The following is a 21,337-nucleotide window of genomic DNA, read 5'->3' as shown; positions in this document are numbered from 1 at the left end:
GCTTGCACACGACTTTTTCATAAAAGATGATTCAGCATTCATTACTTCATTTACAGCTTTAACTTTTACAACTAAATACATGTTTATGCTTAGATTTTAAAATCCTGTGAACGTTATTTTTTTAACCATTTGATAAAAAATAATCAGCACCCTGCTTTCTATAGATGAAGTTTTAAACAAAGTTATAAATATGATCAGGCTCAATAACTTAATTTAAGACACGAACATCAATCCAATGGAAGCGCTGTAGTTTGTTTAACGGCCTGTAACGGTATCTCTGTTTTTACATTTTGCACACTGGCAATCTGCGTTAAATGATGAATCTGAAACTTTCGATAGGCTTCTAAATCTGCCACGACGATACGTAAGAAAAAGTCACAATCCCCTGCCATGAGTTGACATTCAACCACCTCAGGCATCGTTTGAATCGCTGCGACAAAATCATTCACGGTTTTTGCATCTTGACCTTTTAGCCAAATCCGCGCAAATACCGTTAAACTTAAATTCAATTTTGACTGATTCAGTAAAGCCACATATTTCTCAATATAGCCTTCATCTTCTAGTTGCCTAACCCGTCTCAAACACGGCGAAGGTGATAAACCAACTAGTTGGGCCAATTCATTATTTTGTAGTTTTCCATTTTGCTGTAATGCTTGCAAAATGCGTTTATCTATCTGATCCATCAATAAAGGCACTAAATTTCACAATAATCTTTATTTTAGCAATTTTATTGCACAATAAAAGCAATCTTCCATAAAATAGCTGCCAAATGCTGCTCAGATATTCATAAAATATTGCTTTTGATCTCGCTTCATGGAAAACGTCATGTTGATGTTTAGACAAAGTACACTCAATCACACCCATTCACAGCATTCTATTGAGTTTAAACGAGGTCTAAAAACATCTATTCCAATGCTGCTGGGCATTATTCCTTTTGCATTAGTTTTGGGTGCTCAGGCAACACATAAAGGATTTTCCAGTTTAGAAGTTCCGCTTTTGACTGGCCTTAACTTTGCCGGTGGTTCTGAATTTGCCATTTTGGAAGTTTGGACCAATCCCCCAAATATTCTCATGCTGATGTTTATTACGTTTTTAGTGAATAGTCGGCACCTATTAATGGGGGCGAGCCTTGTCCCGTATTTACGACATTTACCAAATCGTACGGTTTATACCGCTTTATTTTTTATGTGCGATGAAAGTTGGGCTGTGGGTTTGGCTGATGCGCAAAAAAAATCTAATGTTTTGGGAATTCAGCGCGCCTTTAGTTTGATGTTCTATGCAGGCTTATGCTGTGCTCTATATTTGATGTGGGTTGGCTTTACCACGCTTGGGGCAATGATTGGGCCGATACTTGGCGATATTAGTCGACTTGGTTTTGATATGGCTTTCCCTGCTGTATTTCTTGTTTTACTGCGTGGCATGTGGAAAGGCTTTAAAGCGGCGCGTCCATGGCTGGTCAGTTTGATTGCCGCATCTTTGGCTTACTTATATCTCCCTGCGGGCTGGTATGTTCCGATTGGCGCAGTTACTGGCATTGCTTCTGCATTTTTCCTAATTGGAGATGATGCATGATCCACACTAGCACCGTGATCGCGATTCTATTTATAGCCTTAACCACTTACCTGACCCGCATCTTGGGTTATGTGTTACTGAAAAACCGTAGCCTCACCAACAAACAACGTCAAATTATGGAAGTTGTCCCCGGCTGTGTGTTGATATCAGTGATTGCGCCCTATTTTGTCAAAGATAATCCTGCCGATCTGATTGCGATAGCCATTACCCTATTTGCAGCATCACGTTTTTCGTTATTGCCTACCGTTGTGATTAGCATGCTTTCAGCAGCAGTATTAAGACAAATTTTGATTTAACTAAGTAATACGCGATCATGTTTTGAATAACGAAAGAACTACGATTTAAACCCAATGATGATGAATATTAGGAATCATCTTATTGGATAAAAAACACCCATACTTTGAGATCACATGCTTCATGCAGATATCGAGGTGTGGGCAGTCTTTTGTATTTTTTTGATTAGCTTTGGTCTGTCTTGATCACTTTTGCCAAAAGGTTCACCAACTCTGCATTTTGCAATTCAACTTGCTGTAATTTGTGAGTGGTTTGATCTAATACTTCTTGCTGGATATGCATTTTCTTTGCAAGATCTTGCATAATTTCCAAGGTCTTTTTCAGATTGGCTTCTAAATGCACCACTTTTTCTTCAAGTGGCAAGGTTTCATGCGCGGTAGATTGCGATACGTCACGATTAAACTGTAGCCAAATTAAAAATATAACCGCCAGCGCCAATAATAAAATAAATCCCCAAAGTAACATCAACATCATGCTCAATACTCTTTATATATTTCTTTGACTTTCATCTTAAACAATAAATCGGCTGTGCTTGAATATTTTTTAAAGTTTTTCAATATTTTCAAGCCATATGTAGGTCATTAAGCATGATTTTTCATCTAATTTTAGAAAATAAAAAACACCTACAAGCTAGTAGATGTTTTCTATATTGGATAAGTTTGAATTTTTATAGAGAATGAAAACTTTCACATAAATCGAGCAAGCGGTTCGCATAACCCCATTCATTGTCATACCATGCGAAAACTTTTGCTTGTTTTCCTACCACCATGGTTTGATTCAAATCGACAATCAATGAATAAGGTGAATGATTAAAATCACTTGATACCAAAGGTTCATCGGTTACTGACATAATTTCATGATAATCAAAACGTGCAGCTTTGCTTAACACTGCATTTAACTCATGCTTGGTGATAAGCGATTGGGACACAAAACTTAAATCGATTGCAGCAACATTGATAGTCGGTACACGAATCGAATAGCCATCGATTCGATCTTCCATTTTCGGCATGACCCGTTTCAATGCCCCTAGAGCTGAAGACGTCGTTGGAATAATATTTTGACCCGAAGCTCGCGCACGACGTAAGTCACGATGTGCATGATCCAATACAGACTGATCCGCAGTCACAGCATGAATTTCTGTCATGAGTGCTGTGTCTATACCAAAGGCATCATCAATAATTTTGACTAAAGGCACCAAAGCCTGCGTGGTACACGACACACTCGAAATAATTTGATCCGTCGCTTTGACTTCATGATGATTAACACCATACACAATCGCAGCATCAACACTGTCAAACGGCGCCGCACCAATAATCACACGTTTGGCACCTGCACCAATATGTTGTGTGGCTGCCTCTCGCGATCTAAATAAACCTGTGCATTCAAGTACCACATCGACATTCAGTTGCTGCCAAGGCAAAAGACTCGGCTGTGCTTCATTTAAAACTTGCACTTTGAGATGCGCTTGAGCACAAGAGATATCTAGAAAAATAGCGTTATCTTGTTCAAGAATTTCGACTTGGCCTGCAAAACGACCATGCGTGGTGTCATATTTAAACAAATGCACCATGGTTTCCACATCAGCGACATCATTTATGGCAACAATTTCATAATGAAATTCTTTTGGATTTTCAAACCAAGCGCGTAATACATTGCGTCCGATTCGACCAAATCCATTAATTGCCACTCGCTGCATGACCAATCCTTCGTTTTGAAACAAAAATAAAGCATCTATATGTTAATGGATTTCAACATGAAAACGTTATCATTTATTCGTTTAATGCTTATTGGGCTTTATTTTTATAAAACTTTAGCACCTGTATAGATCCAAATATTAGCTTTACTAAACATGTACAGCACTAAGATCAAGTCCAAACACTATGATTAAATTGGGTATAAACATGCAATTATCCAAATGAACTGAAAAATATAAAAGCAACCCACCTTCATGTAGAGCATTCATTAACATGTTGAATTTGAAATTTCAAAGCTTTTCAAGACATATAAATAACTGATGTTATGCACGAAAAAGTAATTAAGTATTTTTAAAATACTTTTTAACTTTATTCGACGGAGTCTTACATTTTTGAATTGATAAAGGGATTAGCCTTCGGCTGGAGGTACTCTTACGAAACATTGTTTCTCATTCGGCAAGATGAGAAGCGTGCTTCGCAAGGAAACCAACTTGCCGTGCAATGCACCTCACCGACAAAACTCTTTCACTAGCGTCAAATTATTAAAAATATCGCAAAAACATTTTTGATTAAAAGTAGCACTATCTCAAACACTTGCGCATGACGTTACCGCGTATCGTTCTTTTATTTGAATCAAATTGCGCTTCTGATGTTACTGCGCAACATCAGTAAATAAAACGCAGCAACAGTGCGCTCACAAGATTAATCAATAAATACTTTCAGCGTTCCAAAGGTTTAAAAATCTAAAAATATAGGTGCTAAATTTAAAACATATAAAAAGTCATAGAGATAGCCGAAAATCATTGGTCACTACACCTTTTTCCGTTATAATTTAGCGTTTTTAAATTTTATGTCAGCATCTCAAGCCAGCTTTAAAATTTTGTAAGACTTGCTTGATATGCTATTACCAAATCGAAATTAGGAGAGACTTGGTTGTGAGTACTCGTTTTATGACATCAGCTGAAATTCGCGAAGCTTTTTTAAGCTACTTTGAATCGCAAGGGCATACACGTGTCGCGTCGAGTTCTCTGGTACCTGCCAACGACCCAACACTATTGTTCACAAATGCTGGTATGAACCAGTTCAAAGACTGCTTCCTCGGTCTTGAAAAACGTGACTACGTTCGTGCAACTTCTTCACAAAAATGTGTCCGTGCCGGCGGTAAACACAACGACTTAGACAACGTTGGTTATACAGCACGTCACCACACGTTCTTTGAAATGTTGGGTAACTTCTCATTTGGTGACTACTTCAAACGTGATGCCATCACATTTGCTTGGGATTTCTTAACCAACGAAAAATGGTTAGGTCTGCCAAAAGATAAACTTTATGCCACTGTTTACCATACAGATGACGAAGCATTTGATATCTGGAACAAAGAAATTGGTCTAGACGCTTCACGAATTATCCGTATAGGTGACAACAAAGGCGAAAAATACGCTTCAGATAACTTCTGGGCAATGGGCGATACAGGTCCTTGCGGTCCATGTTCTGAAATCTTCTTTGACCATGGTGACCACATTTGGGGTGGCCTACCAGGTACTCCTGAAGAAGATGGCGACCGTTTCATCGAAATCTGGAACAACGTATTCATGCAGTTTAACCGTACTGCTGATGGCGTACTACACCCTCTTCCAGCACCTTCTGTAGATACTGGTATGGGCTTGGAACGTATTTCTGCAGTTTTACAGCATGTAAACTCGAACTACGAAATCGACCTATTCCAACACTTATTAAAAGCTGCTGCTGAAATCATTGGCCTGGATACCACTGAAATTGAAGCTGCTGCAAAAGCTGCAAACAAGCCAGTTGAATACCCTGCTTCTCTTAAAGTGGTTGCTGACCATGCACGCTCATGCTGCTTCCTGATTGCAGATGGTGTAAACCCTTCTAATGAAGGCCGTGGTTATGTACTGCGCCGTATTATCCGTCGTGCCGTACGTCATGGTAACAAATTGGGTGCAACAGGTTCATTCTTCTACAAAATGTTGCAGCCGCTGATCGACGTGATGGGTGCTGCTTATCCTGAACTTGCTGCACAGCAAGCACGTATCGAAGCTCAGCTTTTAAAAGAAGAAGAACAATTTGCAAAAACTTTAGAGCAAGGTTTGAAATTGCTTGAAGGTGAATTGGCTCAACTTAAAGGTTCTGTAATTCCGGGTGAAACTGTATTTAAACTTTACGATACTTACGGCTTCCCAACTGACCTTACAGCAGACATTGCACGTGAACGTGATTTAACCATTGACGAAGCTGGTTTCGAAGTCGAAATGGCGGCTCAACGTCAACGTGCGCGTGATGCTGGTAAATTTGCTGTCGACTACAACTCAATTGTGAAAGTTGAAGGCGAGACTCAATTTGACGGCTATGACGCAACTCAAGGCCAAGGTCAAATTGTTGCAATCTACAAAGACGGCGAACAAGTTGATGAAGTTTTTGAAGGTGACGAAGCACTAATCGTTCTAAACCAAACTCCTTTCTATGCAGAAAGTGGCGGTCAAGTTGGCGATACAGGTATCTTCAAAAACGAAACTGGTATTTTTGAAGTTCAAGACACCAAAAAATCAGGCGGCGCTTTTGTACACCAAGGCATCGTGACCATGGGTAACTTAAAAGCAGCTCAAGCAGTTGAGGCGATTGTTAAAGCGGATATCCGTGAAGCAACTTCACGCAACCACTCTGCAACTCACCTATTACATGCAGCACTTCGCCAAGTTTTAGGTACGCACGTACAGCAAAAAGGTTCATTGGTTGCAAGCGAACTTTTACGTTTTGACTTTGCTAATGACCAACCTGTTTCATTTGAACAGCTTCAAGAAATTGAACGCATTGTCAATGCCGAAGTGATTGCCAATACTGCTGTTTCAACTGAACTTTTAGACATCGAGGCGGCCAAAGAAAAAGGCGCAATGATGTTGTTCGGTGAGAAATACGGTGACGAAGTACGTGTACTTTCAATGGGTACAACCAAAGATGAGAAAAACTTCTCTATCGAACTTTGTGGCGGTATTCATGTAAAACGCACCGGTGATATTGGTCTATTCAAAATCACTTCTGAAGGCGGTGTTGCTGCAGGCGTACGTCGTATTGAAGCCGTTACGGGTACTAAAGCTGTTGAAGCTGCGCAAAAAGCAGATCGTGACATTCATGCAATCAACGATTTGCTGAAAGCGCAAAAAGATCAAACTTTAGAAAAAGTTGAAGCTTTGTCTCACACAGCATCTAGCTTGCAAAAACAAATTGAACAATTGAACCAAAAATTGGCAAGCTTCCAAGCCGCTGAGTTATTGAGTCAAGTTCAAGAGATTGGTGGCCGTAAAACATTAATCACCACGGTTCAAGGTGTAGATGCGAAATCACTTCGCAACTTGCACGACGGTGTGAAATCTAAGTTAGACAATGCTGTGATCGTGATCGCAGCGGTTGATGCCGACAAAGTGAGCCTCATTGCTTCGGTTGCTAAAGAATACACTGCTGCTGTAAAAGCAGGTGACATCATCAAACACCTTGGTCAAGAACTTGGCGGTAAAGGTGGTGGTAAACCTGATATGGCTCAAGGTGGTGCGCCTTATAGCGACAAACTTGAAGCGGTAATGACTGACCTCGTTGCATGGTTAGCTGCAAAATAAGACCAAAAGTCCTATAGCTCAAAGTGACTCACCTCCTTTGAGCAAATCAACAGGTTTAAGCAGTGTGTTTTTTAATGCTGGATCCTGCTTAAACACTGTTGATGCGTGAAAGCGCAAACTCAATCATCATGTTGAAACCAATATTCAACCTCTGGCTAAATGATGAAAATGGAGTCTAAAAGGCTGGGTTCATGTGAATCCCCTGCAGACACAAAGTATCTATTTGAACTCCTCCTACCTTGGAGTTCATAAGCTACGTGGTATATTAAAATCGCGCCGAAGTGCGGTCTTAAAATATGTGTAAGTGCTTTAAGTCTTTAGACTTATTTACTTGGTAAGGATAGTTATGGCATTAATCGTTCAAAAATATGGCGGTACCTCAATGGGTACTCCAGAGCGCATTTTAAATGTTGCTCGTCGTGTAAAGCGTTGGCATGATCACGGTCACAAAGTTGTGGTTGTTGTATCTGCAATGAGTGGCGAAACCAATCGTCTACTTGCTTTAGCGAAAGCCATTACCGAAACCCCTGATCCACGCGAATTAGACCAAATGGTGTCTACGGGTGAACAGGTAACGATTTCTATGTTAGCAATGGCACTTAACTCTATTGGTGTTGAAGCTAAATCACTTACAGGCCGTCAAGTCGGTATTAAAACCGACAGCGCATTTACCAAGGCGCGTATTGAAGCGATTGATACGGATGTATTGACTTCAAACCTTGACGCTGGACGTGTCATTGTAGTGGCAGGTTTCCAAGGCTTTGATGCCGAAGGTAACACTACGACTCTAGGTCGTGGTGGTTCTGACACTTCGGGTGTTGCATTGGCCGCCGCACTTAAAGCTGATGAATGTCAGATTTACACAGACGTTGATGGTGTTTACACCACTGACCCTCGTGTCGCTCCAAAAGCGAAAAAAGTTGATCGTATTTCTTTTGAAGAAATGCTTGAAATGGCATCACTTGGTTCTAAAGTCCTTCAAATTCGTTCTGTAGAATTTGCCGGTAAATACCAAGTGCCTTTACGCGTATTATCAAGTTTTGATAATGACGATGATGGCGCATTCGACGAAAACTTTAAACAAAACGTCGGGACACTAATCACCACTGAAGCGGAAGACAACATGGAACAACCAATCATCTCAGGTATCGCGTTCAACCGTGATGAAGCTAAATTAACTATTCTTGGTGTACCGGATAAACCAGGTATCGCTTCAAACATCCTTTCACCAATTGGTGATGCCAATGTTGAAGTGGATATGATTATCCAAAACGTTGAAGAAGACGGCACAACTGATTTCACATTTACAGTTAACCGTAGTGAATTATCAAAAGCGAAAGCCATTCTTGAAGCGACTGCACAAGAAATTGGTGCACGTGAAGTTGCAACTCGCGCAGACATCGTAAAAGTATCGATTGTAGGTGTTGGTATGCGCTCACACGCAGGTGTTGCAAGCAAAATGTTTACTGCTCTTGCAAAAGAAGGTATTAATATTTTGATGATTTCGACTTCTGAAATCAAAATTTCAGTGATTATTGATGAGAAATACTTAGAGCTTGCTGTACGTGCTCTACACACTGCATTCGGTCTAGACCGTGAAACAGGTGAATCAAGCGCACGTGCTTAATTAACCTTGCTGTGTGTCAAAATTTGTCATTGTTAGACAGATTTTGAAAAACATCGTAAAAATTCAGAGCCACTATAGTTTTTTTTATAGTGGCTCTGTTATATTAAACCTGAGGATTTTAAAATTTACTCAGTTTGCGACTGTCACAATGATTGTTTCAGATGCACTGCTAAATTTTTTGCTTTTACAAGTTATGAATTTTACATAACAGATCATTTGCAGGTTTTGCATTTTGCAAGGAGAGAAACATGCTGATTCTGACTCGTCGTGTCGGAGAAACATTAATGATTGGAGACCAAGTTAGCGTGACTGTACTTGGTGTTAAAGGTAATCAGGTTCGTATTGGCGTGAATGCTCCAAAAGAAGTATCTGTTCATCGTGAAGAAATTTACCAACGAATTCAACATGAACGCGCAATGCACGAACATCTCCAAAACATTGATCAAGAATATCAGCCATCTTTTGAAGAAACTGATTATTCCCAAAATAACTATAATCGCTAAGATTTAAGTTGTTTAAATCATAAAGCGGCTCATTAGGCCGCTTTAAATTTATCTAGAACATGCTTTTACTATAGACGTTCAACTAAGCTTTATTACTACCCTTCTAGAACTTTACGTACGGGGCCAAAACTGCGGCGATGTTCATCAATCACCCCATACTGCGCAATCGCTTCGAAGTGCGCTTTGGTTGGATAGCCCTTGTGTTTCGCAAAACCATACTGTGGATATTTTGCATCTAGCTCAACCATTTCGTGGTCTCGAGTCACTTTTGCCAAAATACTCGCAGCCGAAATCTCTGGATGAATCGCATCTCCGCCTACCACAGCATCACAGCTCATCGCTAAACCAGCTGGGACTTTATTACCATCTACCAACACGTGTTCTGGCTGCACACTGAGTTTTTCCACTGCACGACGCATTGCAAGTAATGATGCTTGCAAAATATTGATCTCATCAATTTCTTGTGCGGAACTTTCAGCAATCGCCCAAGCCAAGGCTTTTTCTTGAATCTCAATAAATAACTTTTCACGTTTTTTTTCAGTGAGCTTTTTAGAATCGTTTAAACCTTCAATCGGGTTATTTGGATCTAAAATGACAGCTGCCGCAACAACCGAACCCACCAATGGACCGCGACCCGCTTCATCTGCACCAGCAATTTTCATATATCTCTCACTCAAAATAAAATACGACCCTTAATTTGGATTTGCTGATACACAACAAAACCACTGTTTGGATCGTATAAATTGTTCTAAATCTTAGTTTTTAAATGTTTCGATCACGCAAGCATTTAAAGTATTTGTCACGATTTTAGCCGCAAGATTAGCTTGTGAAGTTTTATCCATTGCTGCTACAACCAAATCCGTTGCAGTCACGCTAGTTGTCGCTTTCTCGCCTACACATGAACACACTTCAGTTTGTAGTTCAGATTTTTGAGTTTCTGTTAATAATTTTGAACCTGTTTTCCAGTAGCTGTTGTTATTTAGCTCAGTCACGCATTTCGCTTGAACACCCACTTTAACAGCCATCATTGCCAAGCTGTTTGCTGAAGTTGTACCTGTAGAACTTGTACCTGTTGTACCAGTCGCAGCACATGCAGAAAGTACAAGCGCTAATGGCGCTAGAACAGCAACTAATTTTTTCACGAATATTTCCTTTGTTCTGTTAATTAACGCGCATATTGTGCCCCAAATCACACACCATCCGATATGACTATTTAAAATAAATTCGGTAATTGTGTAGTTAATCATCAAAGCCTGTGTTGCATATTCACAACACAGTGTCCCGATTTTAAACGACGCATATTTTTGTGGTCTGTATTAGAATCTGCATAAGATTGGACGCTTAAATAATCAACATGAGCAATAACACACAATACTACACTCGAACAGCTCAGGTCTTACATTGGCTGATGGCGATCATATTCATCGTGGCATGGTTAATTGGCTTTTATAGTGGTAATTTTCTGAGTTATGACGTCGATGGCAGCTTTAAAGGGCAAGTCATTACCCTCCATAAAAATATTGCGACTACGATTATTTTTCTGGTGGTGATACGAATCTTTTGGCGCTATACCCACCCCGCTCCAGATTTACCTGACAACATGTCCTCCGGCATGAAAACCTTGGCACATTTGGGTCATTTAGCACTGTATTTTGTACTACTGGCTTTACCTATTACAGGTTGCTTATTTAGTTGGAGCGCAGGTCACCCGGCCCCTGTCCTGTATTTGTTTGAAATACCACGCTTGGTCCAAGATAATCCTGAATTATTAGCCATCGTGAAACCGCTACATATTTGGATTTCTTGGGCAGCAGGCTTGCTCTTAGTCGGTCATATTTTGGCAGCACTGAAACATCATTTTATTGATAAAGACCATGTGCTCAAAAGCATGACACGACAACCAAAACCTTAATAAAGACAAAATAAAAGCCACATTATGTGGCTTTTATTGTGAGCATCATCTTTTAATTCAGCACTTGCTGAGCACAGCCACGCATACTATTCAAAACCGCTTTAGAAATCAGTTTATTCTTTTCAGTTTCATTCACTGCAGCAGTCATCAGATCTTTCGCACCGATATCATCCATAGCATGCTCACTCACGCACTGACAAATCGCAGCTTGATTGTCTTTTTTCTGTTGAGCACTCATAAACAACGCAGCACCTTTCCAAATTTTAGAACTATTTAACTCTTGCGAGCATTGATATTCAATCACAGGCTTTAGCATACGCTGACTTAAACTTGATTTATCTGCACTAGCAGCGGATGAAATCAATACTGCGGCTAAAAATGTAATCGATGAGGCAAATATAGAGCGATTTGAATGAGAGAAAAGCATGATTTAGACATAAAAAAGGCAGTGAATATTCACTGCCTGAGATTATACGCTGATTATTAATTCAACGCTTCAATCTTTTTAATCCAAGCTTGTTTTTCAGCATCTGAAATAAATGATGCTTCAAAAGAGTTGATTGCCAGTTGCTTTAACTCTACATTGCTTAAATCAAGCGCTTTGGTGATCGCAACAAAGTTATCATTCATATAACCACCAAAGTACGATGGATCATCTGAATTGACGGTCACATGCACACCTTGTTGCAATAGACGGCGAATATTATGATCAGCCATATCATTCACAACACAAAGTTTTAAATTACTCAGCGGGCAAACGGTTAATGGCATTTTCTCTGCAATTAAACGCTGCATTAAGGCTGGATCTTCTTCTGAACGTACACCATGGTCAACACGATTTACTTTCAGTAGATCCAAGGCTTCCCATACGTATTCTGCTGGACCTTCTTCCCCTGCATGCGCAACGATAAGAAAACCTGCTTCACGTGCTTTGGCAAAAACACGTTCGAATTTTGATGGTGGATGACCCACTTCACTCGAATCTAAACCAACACCAATAATTTGATTTTTATATGGTAAAGCTTGTTCTAATGTTGCAAATGCTGCGTCTTCAGATAAATGACGTAAGAAACACATAATCAGATGTGAGCTAATGCCCAGTTTTACTTTGGCATTATCACAAGCGCGTTGTAAGCCATTCAAAACCGTTTCAAAAGCAACGCCACGATCTGTATGAGTTTGTGGGTCGAAGAACATTTCAGTATGAACCACATGATCTTCTGCACATTTTTCTAAATATGCCCATGCTAAATCATAAAAATCTTGCTCATGAATCAGTACATTTGCACCTGCATAATAAATATCTAAAAAAGACTGTAAATTATGAAAATTATACGCTTCTTTTAATTCTTCGACTGATTGATAAGGGATTGCAATATTGTTGCGTTGGGCAATTGCAAACATGAGTTCAGGCTCAAATGTCCCTTCAATATGCACATGTAACTCTGCTTTTGGCAAAGCGCGAATCAGCTCAAGTTGATCCATCTTTTATCCTCATAAAAATAAAAAAGGGTGCAAACTGAGTTTACACCCTTTCGCTATTTGACAGTATTAACCGCCAAATGCAGCAAATTTTAATGCCCAAAGTGCAGCAATAATCCAGACCATATACGGTACAGTTTTCGCTTTACCTGTAAGCAATTTAACCAATGCATAGCTAATGAAGCCCATTGCAATACCGTCTGCAATTGAATACGTAAACGGCATAAATACAATTGTTAAAAATGCTGGGACTGCTTCAGTAATATCATCCCACTCAATATGAACGATACCTTGAATCATCAACACACCAACAAACAATAATGCTGGCGCAGTTGCAAAACCTGGTACAGACTGAGCAAGTGGTGCTAAGAACAATGCCAAAATAAACAATACAGCAACTACAACTGCAGTTAAACCTGTACGACCACCGGCAGCAACACCTGCTGATGATTCAATATAAGGCGTAGTTGATGACGTACCCAATGCCGCACCCGCAACAATTGCAGATGAGTCAGCAAATAATGCTTTCTTCAAACGTGGTAATTTACCGTCTTTTAATAAACCTGCACGGTGTGATACACCGACCAATGTACCTGTAGAATCAAATAAATCGACCAAGAAGAATACAAAGATCACGCCAATCAAACTTGCGGTGAATAGACCTTCGAAGTTCATTTGCATGAATGTTGGAGCGATTGAAGGAATAGCACCTACAACACCTTTAAATTCGTTGAAGCCCAGCAGGGTTGAAATTGCAGTAATCACCAAAATACTGATGATGATTGCACCACGTACTTTAAAGTGATGCATAACCACAACCATCAAGAAGCCAAGTAAAGCTAACAAGACAGACGGCTGTTTTAAATCACCCAGACTAACCAATGTTGCAGGGTTATCAACAATAATGCCGGCATTTTTCAAAGAAACCAGCGCAAGGAATAAACCAATACCGCCACCGATCGCCAGTTTAAGCGACATTGGAATCGCATTGACAATCGCTTCACGAATTTTGAACATGCTGATAGCGATAAAAACAAGGCCAGAGACAAAAACAGCTGCTAAAGCAGTTTGCCATTCCACGCCCATACCCAAACATACAGAATAGGTAAAGTAAGCGTTTAAGCCCATACCGGGTGCTAAGGCAATTGGATAGTTAGCAACAAGACCCATCACCAAACAGCCAATGGCTGCTGCTAAACAGGTTGCGACAAAAACAGCACCATGATCCATACCCGTTTCGGACAAAATCATTGGATTGACAATAATGATGTAACACATTGTCAAAAAAGTAGTTACACCTGCAATGACTTCTGTTTTGAAACTGGTTTTGTTTTCGCTCAGTTTAAACAGACGTTCAAGCATGTTCTCGGAAGATGGATTAGGAGTCGTCATGACCTAGCCCCTATGAAGTAAACTTTATGCATATAAGCATTCCACAAAATTAATCATGTGATGTATTCATCATTAATTTTGTGTATGCCTAAGCAACGAATATGCCAATTCGGCAGATTGTAGGCTTTAAAAAATCCTATTTTCAACAGCATACAACACAGTACAAATGTTGAAATTTGCAAACAAAAAAGCTGCATAAACCTATGCAGCTCCTCTATTTATGTCATTTAATTCGTATTTAATATCAATAAATACTGATCAAATTAATTTCGGCAAATTATAACACATTGATTTTTTAATGTTTCCACATTTTCATCGCTTTTCAATTTAGTAAATTTAAGACATTGTTTTATTTATAAAGTTTCAAATTATTATATGTAAAAATAAAATATCAATATTTAGACGAACTCTTCAAGATCATGCTTGAGCTCAATTCAAAAGCAGCAAGATTGATTTTTTTTAGCGCATATAAGGTGATGCGTTCAAATCATCATTGAACACCTGATTAATTTCTTGCTGTCGCTTTAACTCTGCATTTTTATAAACACTAAACCCTAAGAACACAATGCTGAATATAAAAATTGGTATCAGTATTTTTTTCATAACAAAATTTTATTCATGTTTAAATATTTGGCTATAATAACAAAAAACTTAAACAAAAAAGTTACATATTTCACAATTTTATATCTTATTAAGTCATTTAATAAGCTATTTGTTCGATCAATGTTAACTTTGTAATATATTTTAGACTGATAGACAAGATAATCGCTGAATGTTTTTTTAAATCCTTTTCCTCAAAAAGCCTCAAATTGTAGATCATTTCATATACGAAATTTAAAGCACGATCAATTTCACAGGCCCACCGTTACATCCCGAGTGAAGAAGATAAAAAAGCCGCTGACTTAAAAACAGCGGCTATTCATATTTTTTACAGATTCAAAATTTTCAATCTTGAACTTAAGCAGCTTGTTGCTCATCTCGCTTAAAGACCAATTCGCCCTTTAAGCTACTGTCGGCATCGAAATAATATCCATCGGTATTAAACGACTTGATATCTTCAATACGTTCAATTTTATTTTCCAACAAATATCGCGCCATTAGGCCACGTGCTTTTTTGGCATAGAAGCTGATGACTTTATATTTGCCGTTCTTTTGATCGAGAAAAACTGGCTTGATGATTTCGGCTTTAATTTTTGATTCTTTGACCGACTTATAATATTCATCTGAAGCGATGTTGACCAAAAGTTCAGAGCCCGCTTTTTCCAAATCGTCATTGATGAGATTGGTGATGGTATTGTCCCAAAACTCGTATAGGTTATGTCCACGTGGATTTTGCAGCTTGGTCCCCATCTCTAAACGATATGGCATCATTAAATCCAGTGGACGCAATAAACCATAGAGACCCGAGAGCATACGCAAATGGGTTTGTGCATATTCAAGGTCTGAGTTTGTAAGTTTATAAGCATCTAAACCGGTATATACATCACCTTTAAAGGCAAAGATTGCTTGGCGTGCATTGGCAAAATCAAAATCAGGCTGCCAATCTCGGAAGCGCTCAACATTTAAAGTCGCAATTTTCTCACTGACACTCATCAAGCTTGAAATTTCACTTACCGACAATTTACGTGCGACTGAGATTAATTCCTCAGAATGATCTAATAGCCGTGGTTGAGTGAATTTTTCAGTCGGTAAAGCGGTTTCGTAATCTAAAGTTTTTGCTGGAGAAATTAAAGCGAGCATAAACATCCTGATTAATTTTTAATTAAACAAACTATAACAGTAGAGTATTTTCAAATCCAATCTGTGTTTTTGATAAACATAATCTGTAAACTATGCGACTCTCCCGCTTTCACATTTTAGTCATTATGTCAGAACAACTGTTCATTCAAGGGCCTGTTGGTCAGCTTGAAATTTTTGTTGATTATCCACAGGGTGAAGTGAAAGGATTCGCGGTAGTTACACACCCTCACCCATTGCAAGGTGGCACACCACAGCACAAAGTACCTGTGCTTTTAGCGCAAATGTTCTTAGAACGTGGCTATGTTGTCTATCGCCCAAGTTTCCGCGGCTCTGGCCAAAGTGCAGGAATACATGACGAAGGCAATGGTGAAACCAAAGATACCATGCAAGTCATTGAATTTGCTCGTAGCCAACACCCAAACTTGCCATTTTATGCAGGCGGTTTTAGTTTTGGTGCAAATGTCATGACTAAATGCTATGCCCTATTGCCAGTGGAGTTACAGCCTGTACAGACTATTTTATGCGGCTTACCAACCACAACAGTTGCAGGTGTACGTCACTATGTGACACCGCATATTAAGGGTGATATTTTATTTATTCATGGTGAAGAAGATAATGTCACACTGTTATCTGACTTGATTCAGTGGGCCAAACCACAGCGCCATTTAATCACGGTTTTACCAGGTGCAAACCACTTCTTTACAGGTTATCTCAAACAGCTTCGTATCGCGATCTCACGCTTTTTAGTATAAACAATACCAAAAATGAGTCAGCTTAACTGGCTCATTTTTCTTGCCTAGCGAACGCTCTATTCCCCCAATATTCCAGATAAACTGAACTACTCGCTTGTCAAGTTATCCATTTTTTTGCATTAGTGATCACAATTCGTTCAACATGTAATGACTTAAGCCTATGCTCGTTTAATTTTGATTAAGCCTCAATTTTTTATCTAAAAACCAATTATTTACTTGTTTAAATAATCAACTACAGAAATAATACCCAGAAAAATTAAGATAAAATTTAGAGGGAAAAATGAAATTTATTGTTGCTGTGATTTTAAGTCTAAGCATTGCAGCTTTGGTTTATTATTTTAATTCAACCCCATCCACAACGACAAATTTGCCAGCGTCTACGGTTGCTGCGAACCATAGTCCCAAAGCCTATTTGACTGCGTCATACAAGATGAATGTCGATGGTCGTGATTTTAGCTTAAAAATGGTCTACGACTTTCCCAATAGCCAAGTGTGTGAAGCCCAACTCAACAGCACTGACACCATGAATATGATCTCAACCTTTAAGCAACGCTGTTCGCGTGACTCGGTGTGTAAAGAAGCTGAAATTTCGTCTTGTTCATCTTTTACCGATCAAAAATATAAAGATATGCTCGATAAAAACTATCATGACACCCATTATATTTATTTAAGCGATAGCAAATTGACTGATCAACGTGGTGTGATCGTGTTTTGGGGACTCAATGAACAAGAGTCAGAAAAAATGTGTGACTATGTGAAAAAGAGCAATCGAACTATTAATCCTATCAATATTGAATGTCTATAACGTTGTTCGATACATTCCGTTAAAAAATAAAAAAGCAGCACTATGCTGCTTTTTTATAGATGATTTTTAATTCAATTTTTCAGTTCATTTCGTCATTTGTTTCCATTGAAACTCACTATACGAGTCTTCTTCTTTTAAACTGTTTTCGACCGCTTGAGCCAATTGATTCAATAAACTTTGCTCAGTAATACGATCTAACCAATCTTGGTCTTCATCTGGATAAGAGGTAATTTCACAGACTAGACGACCTGATTCATCCTGCCCCTGACATGTCACTGAAAGTGGCAATTCATGTTGATCGACACTGACTGCAATCTGATCACCACTTTGCGATAACGTTTGAAAGCCATAACGCTCTAATTTATTTGCCAATAATTCAGCAACCTGAGTTTGCGTATCAGCACTGCTTTCAACTCGATTTGAATCGCTATGGGCGGTGAATTGTAGTTTTCTCATGTATCTATCCAAAGACATTCTTGTTGTATGGTTTTAGCATAAGCAATTAAAACCAAACAGCCAAGCATTTGCTTGGCTGTTGTTGAATAAATATACAAATTTAGTGAATTATTTATTCACTTACCGCAATCGTTAAACCGGCTTGAGTCGCTAGCTCTGTAAATGTCGGGAAGCTGGTCGCAACAGTTTCTGTACCCACGATATTTATTTCACCCGAAGTACGTAAACCTGCCATTGAGAAGCTCATTGCAATACGGTGGTCATGATGTGATTCGATTTCACCACCTGTGAAGATTGCACCCCACTCACCCGCTTTGCCTTGACCTTCAATGATGATACCGTCCTCGGTTGGCGTACAATCGATACCCATAATTTTTAGGCCATCTGCCATCACTTGAATACGATCCGACTCTTTCACTCGAAGTTCAGCTGCACCAGTCAAAATGGTTTGACCCTCTGCACATGCAGCAGCAATAAATAACGCTGGGAATTCATCAATCGCCAATGGCACTTGATCTTCTGGCATATGAATGCCTTTGAGTGTACGTGAACCACGAATACGAATATCTGCAATCGGCTCACCGCCAGCGATACGTTCATTTTCAACAGTCAGGTCAGCACCCATCTGTTTTAAAATTTCGATCACACCTGTACGTGTTGGATTAATGCCGACCGCTTCAAGTGTGACATCTGAACCTTCAGTAATCGCTGCACCCACCATAAAAAATGCTGCAGATGAAATGTCAGAGGGTACTTGGATATCCGTACCGACTAACTTGCCACCACCTAGAAGTGAAATGCGGTTTCCTTCTGTTTTCACGTCATAACCAAATGCACGAAGCATACGTTCAGAATGGTCACGTGTCGGTTCTGGCTCAGTGACAACAGTTTCACCTTCCGCCCAAAGACCTGCCAACAAAATACCAGATTTTACTTGTGCAGATGCCATTGGTAAGTCGTAATGAATACCTTTAAGGTTTTGACTTCCAGAAATAGACACGGGCGGCGTACCACGCTCACCTGTAGTTTGAATTTGCGCACCCATTTCACGTAATGGTTTGGCAATACGTTCCATTGGACGTTTTGATAATGACGCATCACCCGTCATCACTGAATCAAACTTCTGTGCCGACAACATGCCTGAAAGCAAACGCATTGAAGTACCTGAATTGCCCATATACAAAGCGCCTGCAGGTGCTTTTAAACCATGCATACCTACACCATGAATAGTGACTTCGCCGTTTTTAGGGCCTTCAATACTTACACCCATATCGCGGAATGCTTGAAGGGTTGCCAAGGCATCTTCACCTTCAAGGAAACCAGTGACATGCGTTGTGCCTTCTGCAATAGCACCAAACATGATAGAGCGATGTGACACAGATTTATCACCTGGCACAGTAAATTTACCTTGGAATTGCTTTGGACCCGGTAAAATTTTGAATTGCTGTGTCGTCACTTTATTTTTCTCCATCAGTGGTTTCTTTGCGAGCATGTGATTGAAATGTTGACGTGCCGCTTGTGCATGCCCCAACAGTCCCATCAACGCTTGTGAATTTTCATCTTCAATCAGTTTGCGAAGAATAGCCAATTGTTTTTCAAAGCCATCTACCGCATTTAAAATTGCCTTTTTATTGGCAAAAAAGATGTCATGCCACATATGTGGGTCGCTTGCAGCAATGCGTGAGAAATCACGAAAACCGCCAGCGGCATAACGGAAAATATCTAAATTGTCTTCTCGGTTCGCAAGTTGCTCAACCAAGTTAAATGCCATCAAATGCGGAAGATGACTGGTATGGGCCAACACTTCATCGTGTTTTTCCACATCCATGCAAATTACTTCCGCTTTGGCAGCTTGCCACAATTGAATCAGTTTCTCTACAGCCCAATCTGCACTGCTTGGTAAAGGTGTCAAAATCACTTTGTGATTAGCAAATAAATCTACCTTACCTGCATGCACACCTGTTAGTTCAGCCCCAGCAATCGGATGCCCCGGTACAAAACCAGCAGGTAATTGCTCACCATAGACGGCTTTCGCTGCATCAACGACATTGCCTTTGGTACTCCCAACATCGGTAATAATCGTCTGTTCGGATAGATAAGGCTTGATCGCTTCAAGGACTTTTTGTGTCGCACGTACAGGCAAAGCCAAGACAACGAGATCTGCACCTTTGACCGCTTCAGCAGGATCGCTATAACCCTGCTGAATAAGCCCTAAAGCTTTTGCATCTTCTAAAGTTTTTTGTGAACGCGTAGACGCTACAATTTCCTTAGCTAAACCTTCAGCAATCATGACGCGAGCTAGACTTGAGCCAATCAGCCCAAGCCCAATAAAAGCAACTTTTTCAAATAGTGGCACAGACATGACTTAAGCTTTAGCCTCTAAGCCCAAAACTTTAGCCAATGCAGCTAAGAATTTAGCATTTTCAGCTTCAGTCCCAATTGATACACGTAAATGCTCGGGGATACCAACTGGACGAACAATCACACCTTCTTTTAATAAAGCATTGAAAGTCTGTGCAGGATCTGCTTTTACATTTACTAAAATGAAGTTGGCACGTGAAGGCACATACGCTAAACCTAAAGCATCAAAGCCTGACTCAAGTTGAGCCATACCCGCTTTGTTCACTACGCGTGATTTTTCAATAAACGCTTCATCTTTAAGTGCAGCAACTGCAGCAACCATTGCTAAATGGTTGACGTTGAATGGTTGACGAATACGATTGAGGAAATCCGTCACTTCAACTGAAGCCAAGGCAAAACCAACACGTAACGCAGCCAGGCCATAGCACTTAGACATGGTACGGCTAACGATTAAGTTTGCGTATTGATCTAAGAATTTCAAGCTGTTGAAGTTTTCTGGGAAATATTCCACATAAGCTTCATCTAAAACCACGATCACATTTGCAGGTACTTTTTGCATGAACGCTTCAAATTCAGCTTCTTCAAACCATGTACCTGTTGGATTATTTGGGTTCGCAATAAAAATCAATTTAGTATTGTCTTTAATTGCCGCAGCCATTGCATCTAGGTCATGTGAAAAACCTTTTGCAGGCACTTCAATCGCTTCAGCATTAATGGCTTGTGTCACCAGACCATACACAGCAAATGCGTGTTGGCTATACACCACAGAGTCTTGCTCTGAAACAAAAGCACGAGCAAAAATTTCTAGAAGATCGTTTGAACCATTACCCAACGTAATACGGTCATGTGCAATACCAAATTGTTTTTCAACTTGGTCTTTCAAAATAAAACCGCCACCATCCGGATATCGACCAATTTCTGCAAGTTCAGCAGCAACCGCTTCTTTCACTTTGTCAGAACAACCCAATGGGTTTTCATTTGATGCGAGTTTTACGATATCTGTAATACCCAACTCACGCTCAAGTTCACTAATTGGTTTACCTGGTTGGTAAGGCTTTAGCTTTGCAATGCCTTCATTGGCTGGGACAAACGTCATTTTACACTTCCAGTTTTTTCAA

20 protein-coding genes are annotated in these 21,337 nt (G+C 39.7%); 8 read left to right on the top strand and 12 right to left on the bottom strand.

Features of this window, described 5'->3' with window-relative positions:
* Positions 1-227 precede the first annotated feature (227 nt).
* Positions 228-683: an Lrp/AsnC family transcriptional regulator gene (locus tag FTU34_RS02560; RefSeq protein ID WP_078194390.1), complete on the bottom strand. Its 456-nt coding sequence runs from the start codon at positions 681-683 to the stop codon at positions 228-230.
* Between the two features lie 142 nt (positions 684-825).
* Here FTU34_RS02560 and FTU34_RS02555 point away from each other — a divergent pair, with 142 nt between their 5' ends.
* On the top strand, positions 826-1,572 hold the full coding sequence (locus FTU34_RS02555; RefSeq protein ID WP_078194431.1) for an AzlC family ABC transporter permease: 747 nt from the start codon (positions 826-828) through the stop codon (positions 1,570-1,572).
* Positions 1,569-1,868 (top strand): AzlD family protein, encoded by a 300-nt coding sequence (locus tag FTU34_RS02550; protein WP_180034629.1) that lies wholly within the window; start codon positions 1,569-1,571, stop codon positions 1,866-1,868. The genes FTU34_RS02555 and FTU34_RS02550 overlap by 4 nt, the downstream gene beginning before the upstream one ends.
* Before the next feature lie 163 nt (positions 1,869-2,031).
* On the opposite strand, the gene FTU34_RS02545 is transcribed toward FTU34_RS02550, so the two are convergent.
* Both FTU34_RS02545 and FTU34_RS02540 read right to left on the bottom strand, forming a co-directional pair.
* Positions 2,032-2,334, bottom strand: a complete 303-nt coding sequence (locus tag FTU34_RS02545) for a hypothetical protein (protein ID WP_078194432.1) — start codon at positions 2,332-2,334, stop codon at positions 2,032-2,034.
* Positions 2,335-2,533: 199 nt separating this feature from the next.
* Positions 2,534-3,562 (bottom strand): type I glyceraldehyde-3-phosphate dehydrogenase, encoded by a 1,029-nt coding sequence (locus FTU34_RS02540; RefSeq protein ID WP_180034628.1) that lies wholly within the window; start codon positions 3,560-3,562, stop codon positions 2,534-2,536.
* Positions 3,563-4,495: 933 nt separating this feature from the next.
* Here FTU34_RS02540 and alaS point away from each other — a divergent pair.
* From alaS to csrA, 3 genes are all read left to right on the top strand, one after another.
* Positions 4,496-7,189, top strand: coding sequence for an alanine--tRNA ligase (alaS, locus tag FTU34_RS02535; protein ID WP_180034627.1), 2,694 nt, complete (start codon positions 4,496-4,498; stop codon positions 7,187-7,189).
* 346 nt (positions 7,190-7,535) lie between these two features.
* The gene (locus tag FTU34_RS02530) at positions 7,536-8,816 is read left to right on the top strand and encodes an aspartate kinase (protein ID WP_078194395.1); all 1,281 of its coding nucleotides are present in this window, start codon (positions 7,536-7,538) and stop codon (positions 8,814-8,816) included.
* Positions 8,817-9,064: 248 nt separating this feature from the next.
* A complete protein-coding gene (gene csrA / locus FTU34_RS02525; RefSeq protein ID WP_078189080.1) occupies positions 9,065-9,319 on the top strand; it encodes a carbon storage regulator CsrA in 255 nt (84 codons plus the stop codon).
* 95 nt (positions 9,320-9,414) lie between these two features.
* Here csrA and rnhB read toward each other — a convergent pair whose 3' ends face one another.
* Complete coding sequence (gene rnhB, locus FTU34_RS02520) at positions 9,415-9,981, bottom strand: ribonuclease HII (protein ID WP_180034626.1); 567 nt, start codon at positions 9,979-9,981, stop codon at positions 9,415-9,417.
* A 93-nt stretch (positions 9,982-10,074) separates the two neighbouring features.
* Positions 10,075-10,461 (bottom strand): hypothetical protein, encoded by a 387-nt coding sequence (locus tag FTU34_RS02515; RefSeq protein WP_168379346.1) that lies wholly within the window; start codon positions 10,459-10,461, stop codon positions 10,075-10,077.
* Positions 10,462-10,673: 212 nt separating this feature from the next.
* Here FTU34_RS02515 and FTU34_RS02510 point away from each other — a divergent pair, with 212 nt between their 5' ends.
* Positions 10,674-11,231: a cytochrome b gene (locus FTU34_RS02510; protein ID WP_078189083.1), complete on the top strand. Its 558-nt coding sequence runs from the start codon at positions 10,674-10,676 to the stop codon at positions 11,229-11,231.
* A gap of 52 nt (positions 11,232-11,283) precedes the next feature.
* Here FTU34_RS02510 and FTU34_RS02505 read toward each other — a convergent pair whose 3' ends face one another.
* The 4 genes from FTU34_RS02505 to yaaA all read right to left on the bottom strand — a co-directional run bounded on the left by FTU34_RS02505 (position 11,284) and on the right by yaaA (position 15,845).
* Positions 11,284-11,658, bottom strand: coding sequence for a hypothetical protein (locus tag FTU34_RS02505; RefSeq protein ID WP_111885321.1), 375 nt, complete (start codon positions 11,656-11,658; stop codon positions 11,284-11,286).
* Positions 11,659-11,714: 56 nt separating this feature from the next.
* On the bottom strand, positions 11,715-12,716 hold the full coding sequence (locus FTU34_RS02500; RefSeq protein WP_180034625.1) for an adenosine deaminase: 1,002 nt from the start codon (positions 12,714-12,716) through the stop codon (positions 11,715-11,717).
* A 66-nt stretch (positions 12,717-12,782) separates the two neighbouring features.
* Positions 12,783-14,105: an NCS2 family permease gene (locus FTU34_RS02495; RefSeq protein ID WP_111885323.1), complete on the bottom strand. Its 1,323-nt coding sequence runs from the start codon at positions 14,103-14,105 to the stop codon at positions 12,783-12,785.
* A 957-nt stretch (positions 14,106-15,062) separates the two neighbouring features.
* The gene (gene yaaA, locus FTU34_RS02490) at positions 15,063-15,845 is read right to left on the bottom strand and encodes a peroxide stress protein YaaA (RefSeq protein WP_180034624.1); all 783 of its coding nucleotides are present in this window, start codon (positions 15,843-15,845) and stop codon (positions 15,063-15,065) included.
* A 125-nt stretch (positions 15,846-15,970) separates the two neighbouring features.
* Between yaaA and FTU34_RS02485 the strand changes: the two genes are divergently transcribed.
* Positions 15,971-16,597: an alpha/beta hydrolase gene (locus FTU34_RS02485; protein WP_078194407.1), complete on the top strand. Its 627-nt coding sequence runs from the start codon at positions 15,971-15,973 to the stop codon at positions 16,595-16,597.
* 280 nt (positions 16,598-16,877) lie between these two features.
* Positions 16,878-17,402: a hypothetical protein gene (locus FTU34_RS02480; protein WP_180034623.1), complete on the top strand. Its 525-nt coding sequence runs from the start codon at positions 16,878-16,880 to the stop codon at positions 17,400-17,402.
* Positions 17,403-17,486: 84 nt separating this feature from the next.
* On the opposite strand, the gene FTU34_RS02475 is transcribed toward FTU34_RS02480, so the two are convergent.
* From FTU34_RS02475 to hisC, 3 genes are all read right to left on the bottom strand, one after another.
* Positions 17,487-17,858, bottom strand: a complete 372-nt coding sequence (locus FTU34_RS02475; RefSeq protein WP_078194409.1) for a hypothetical protein — start codon at positions 17,856-17,858, stop codon at positions 17,487-17,489.
* A gap of 112 nt (positions 17,859-17,970) precedes the next feature.
* Positions 17,971-20,220: a bifunctional prephenate dehydrogenase/3-phosphoshikimate 1-carboxyvinyltransferase gene (locus FTU34_RS02470; protein ID WP_180034622.1), complete on the bottom strand. Its 2,250-nt coding sequence runs from the start codon at positions 20,218-20,220 to the stop codon at positions 17,971-17,973.
* Between the two features lie 3 nt (positions 20,221-20,223).
* Positions 20,224-21,315 (bottom strand): histidinol-phosphate transaminase, encoded by a 1,092-nt coding sequence (gene hisC, locus FTU34_RS02465; protein WP_078189092.1) that lies wholly within the window; start codon positions 21,313-21,315, stop codon positions 20,224-20,226.
* Positions 21,316-21,337: the final 22 nt, after the last annotated feature.

The sequence above is a fragment of the Acinetobacter sp. YH12094 genome, assembly GCF_013419295.1.
GTDB classification, from domain to species: domain Bacteria; phylum Pseudomonadota; class Gammaproteobacteria; order Pseudomonadales; family Moraxellaceae; genus Acinetobacter; species Acinetobacter amyesii.
This window is presented reverse-complemented; position numbering and strand designations above follow the sequence as displayed.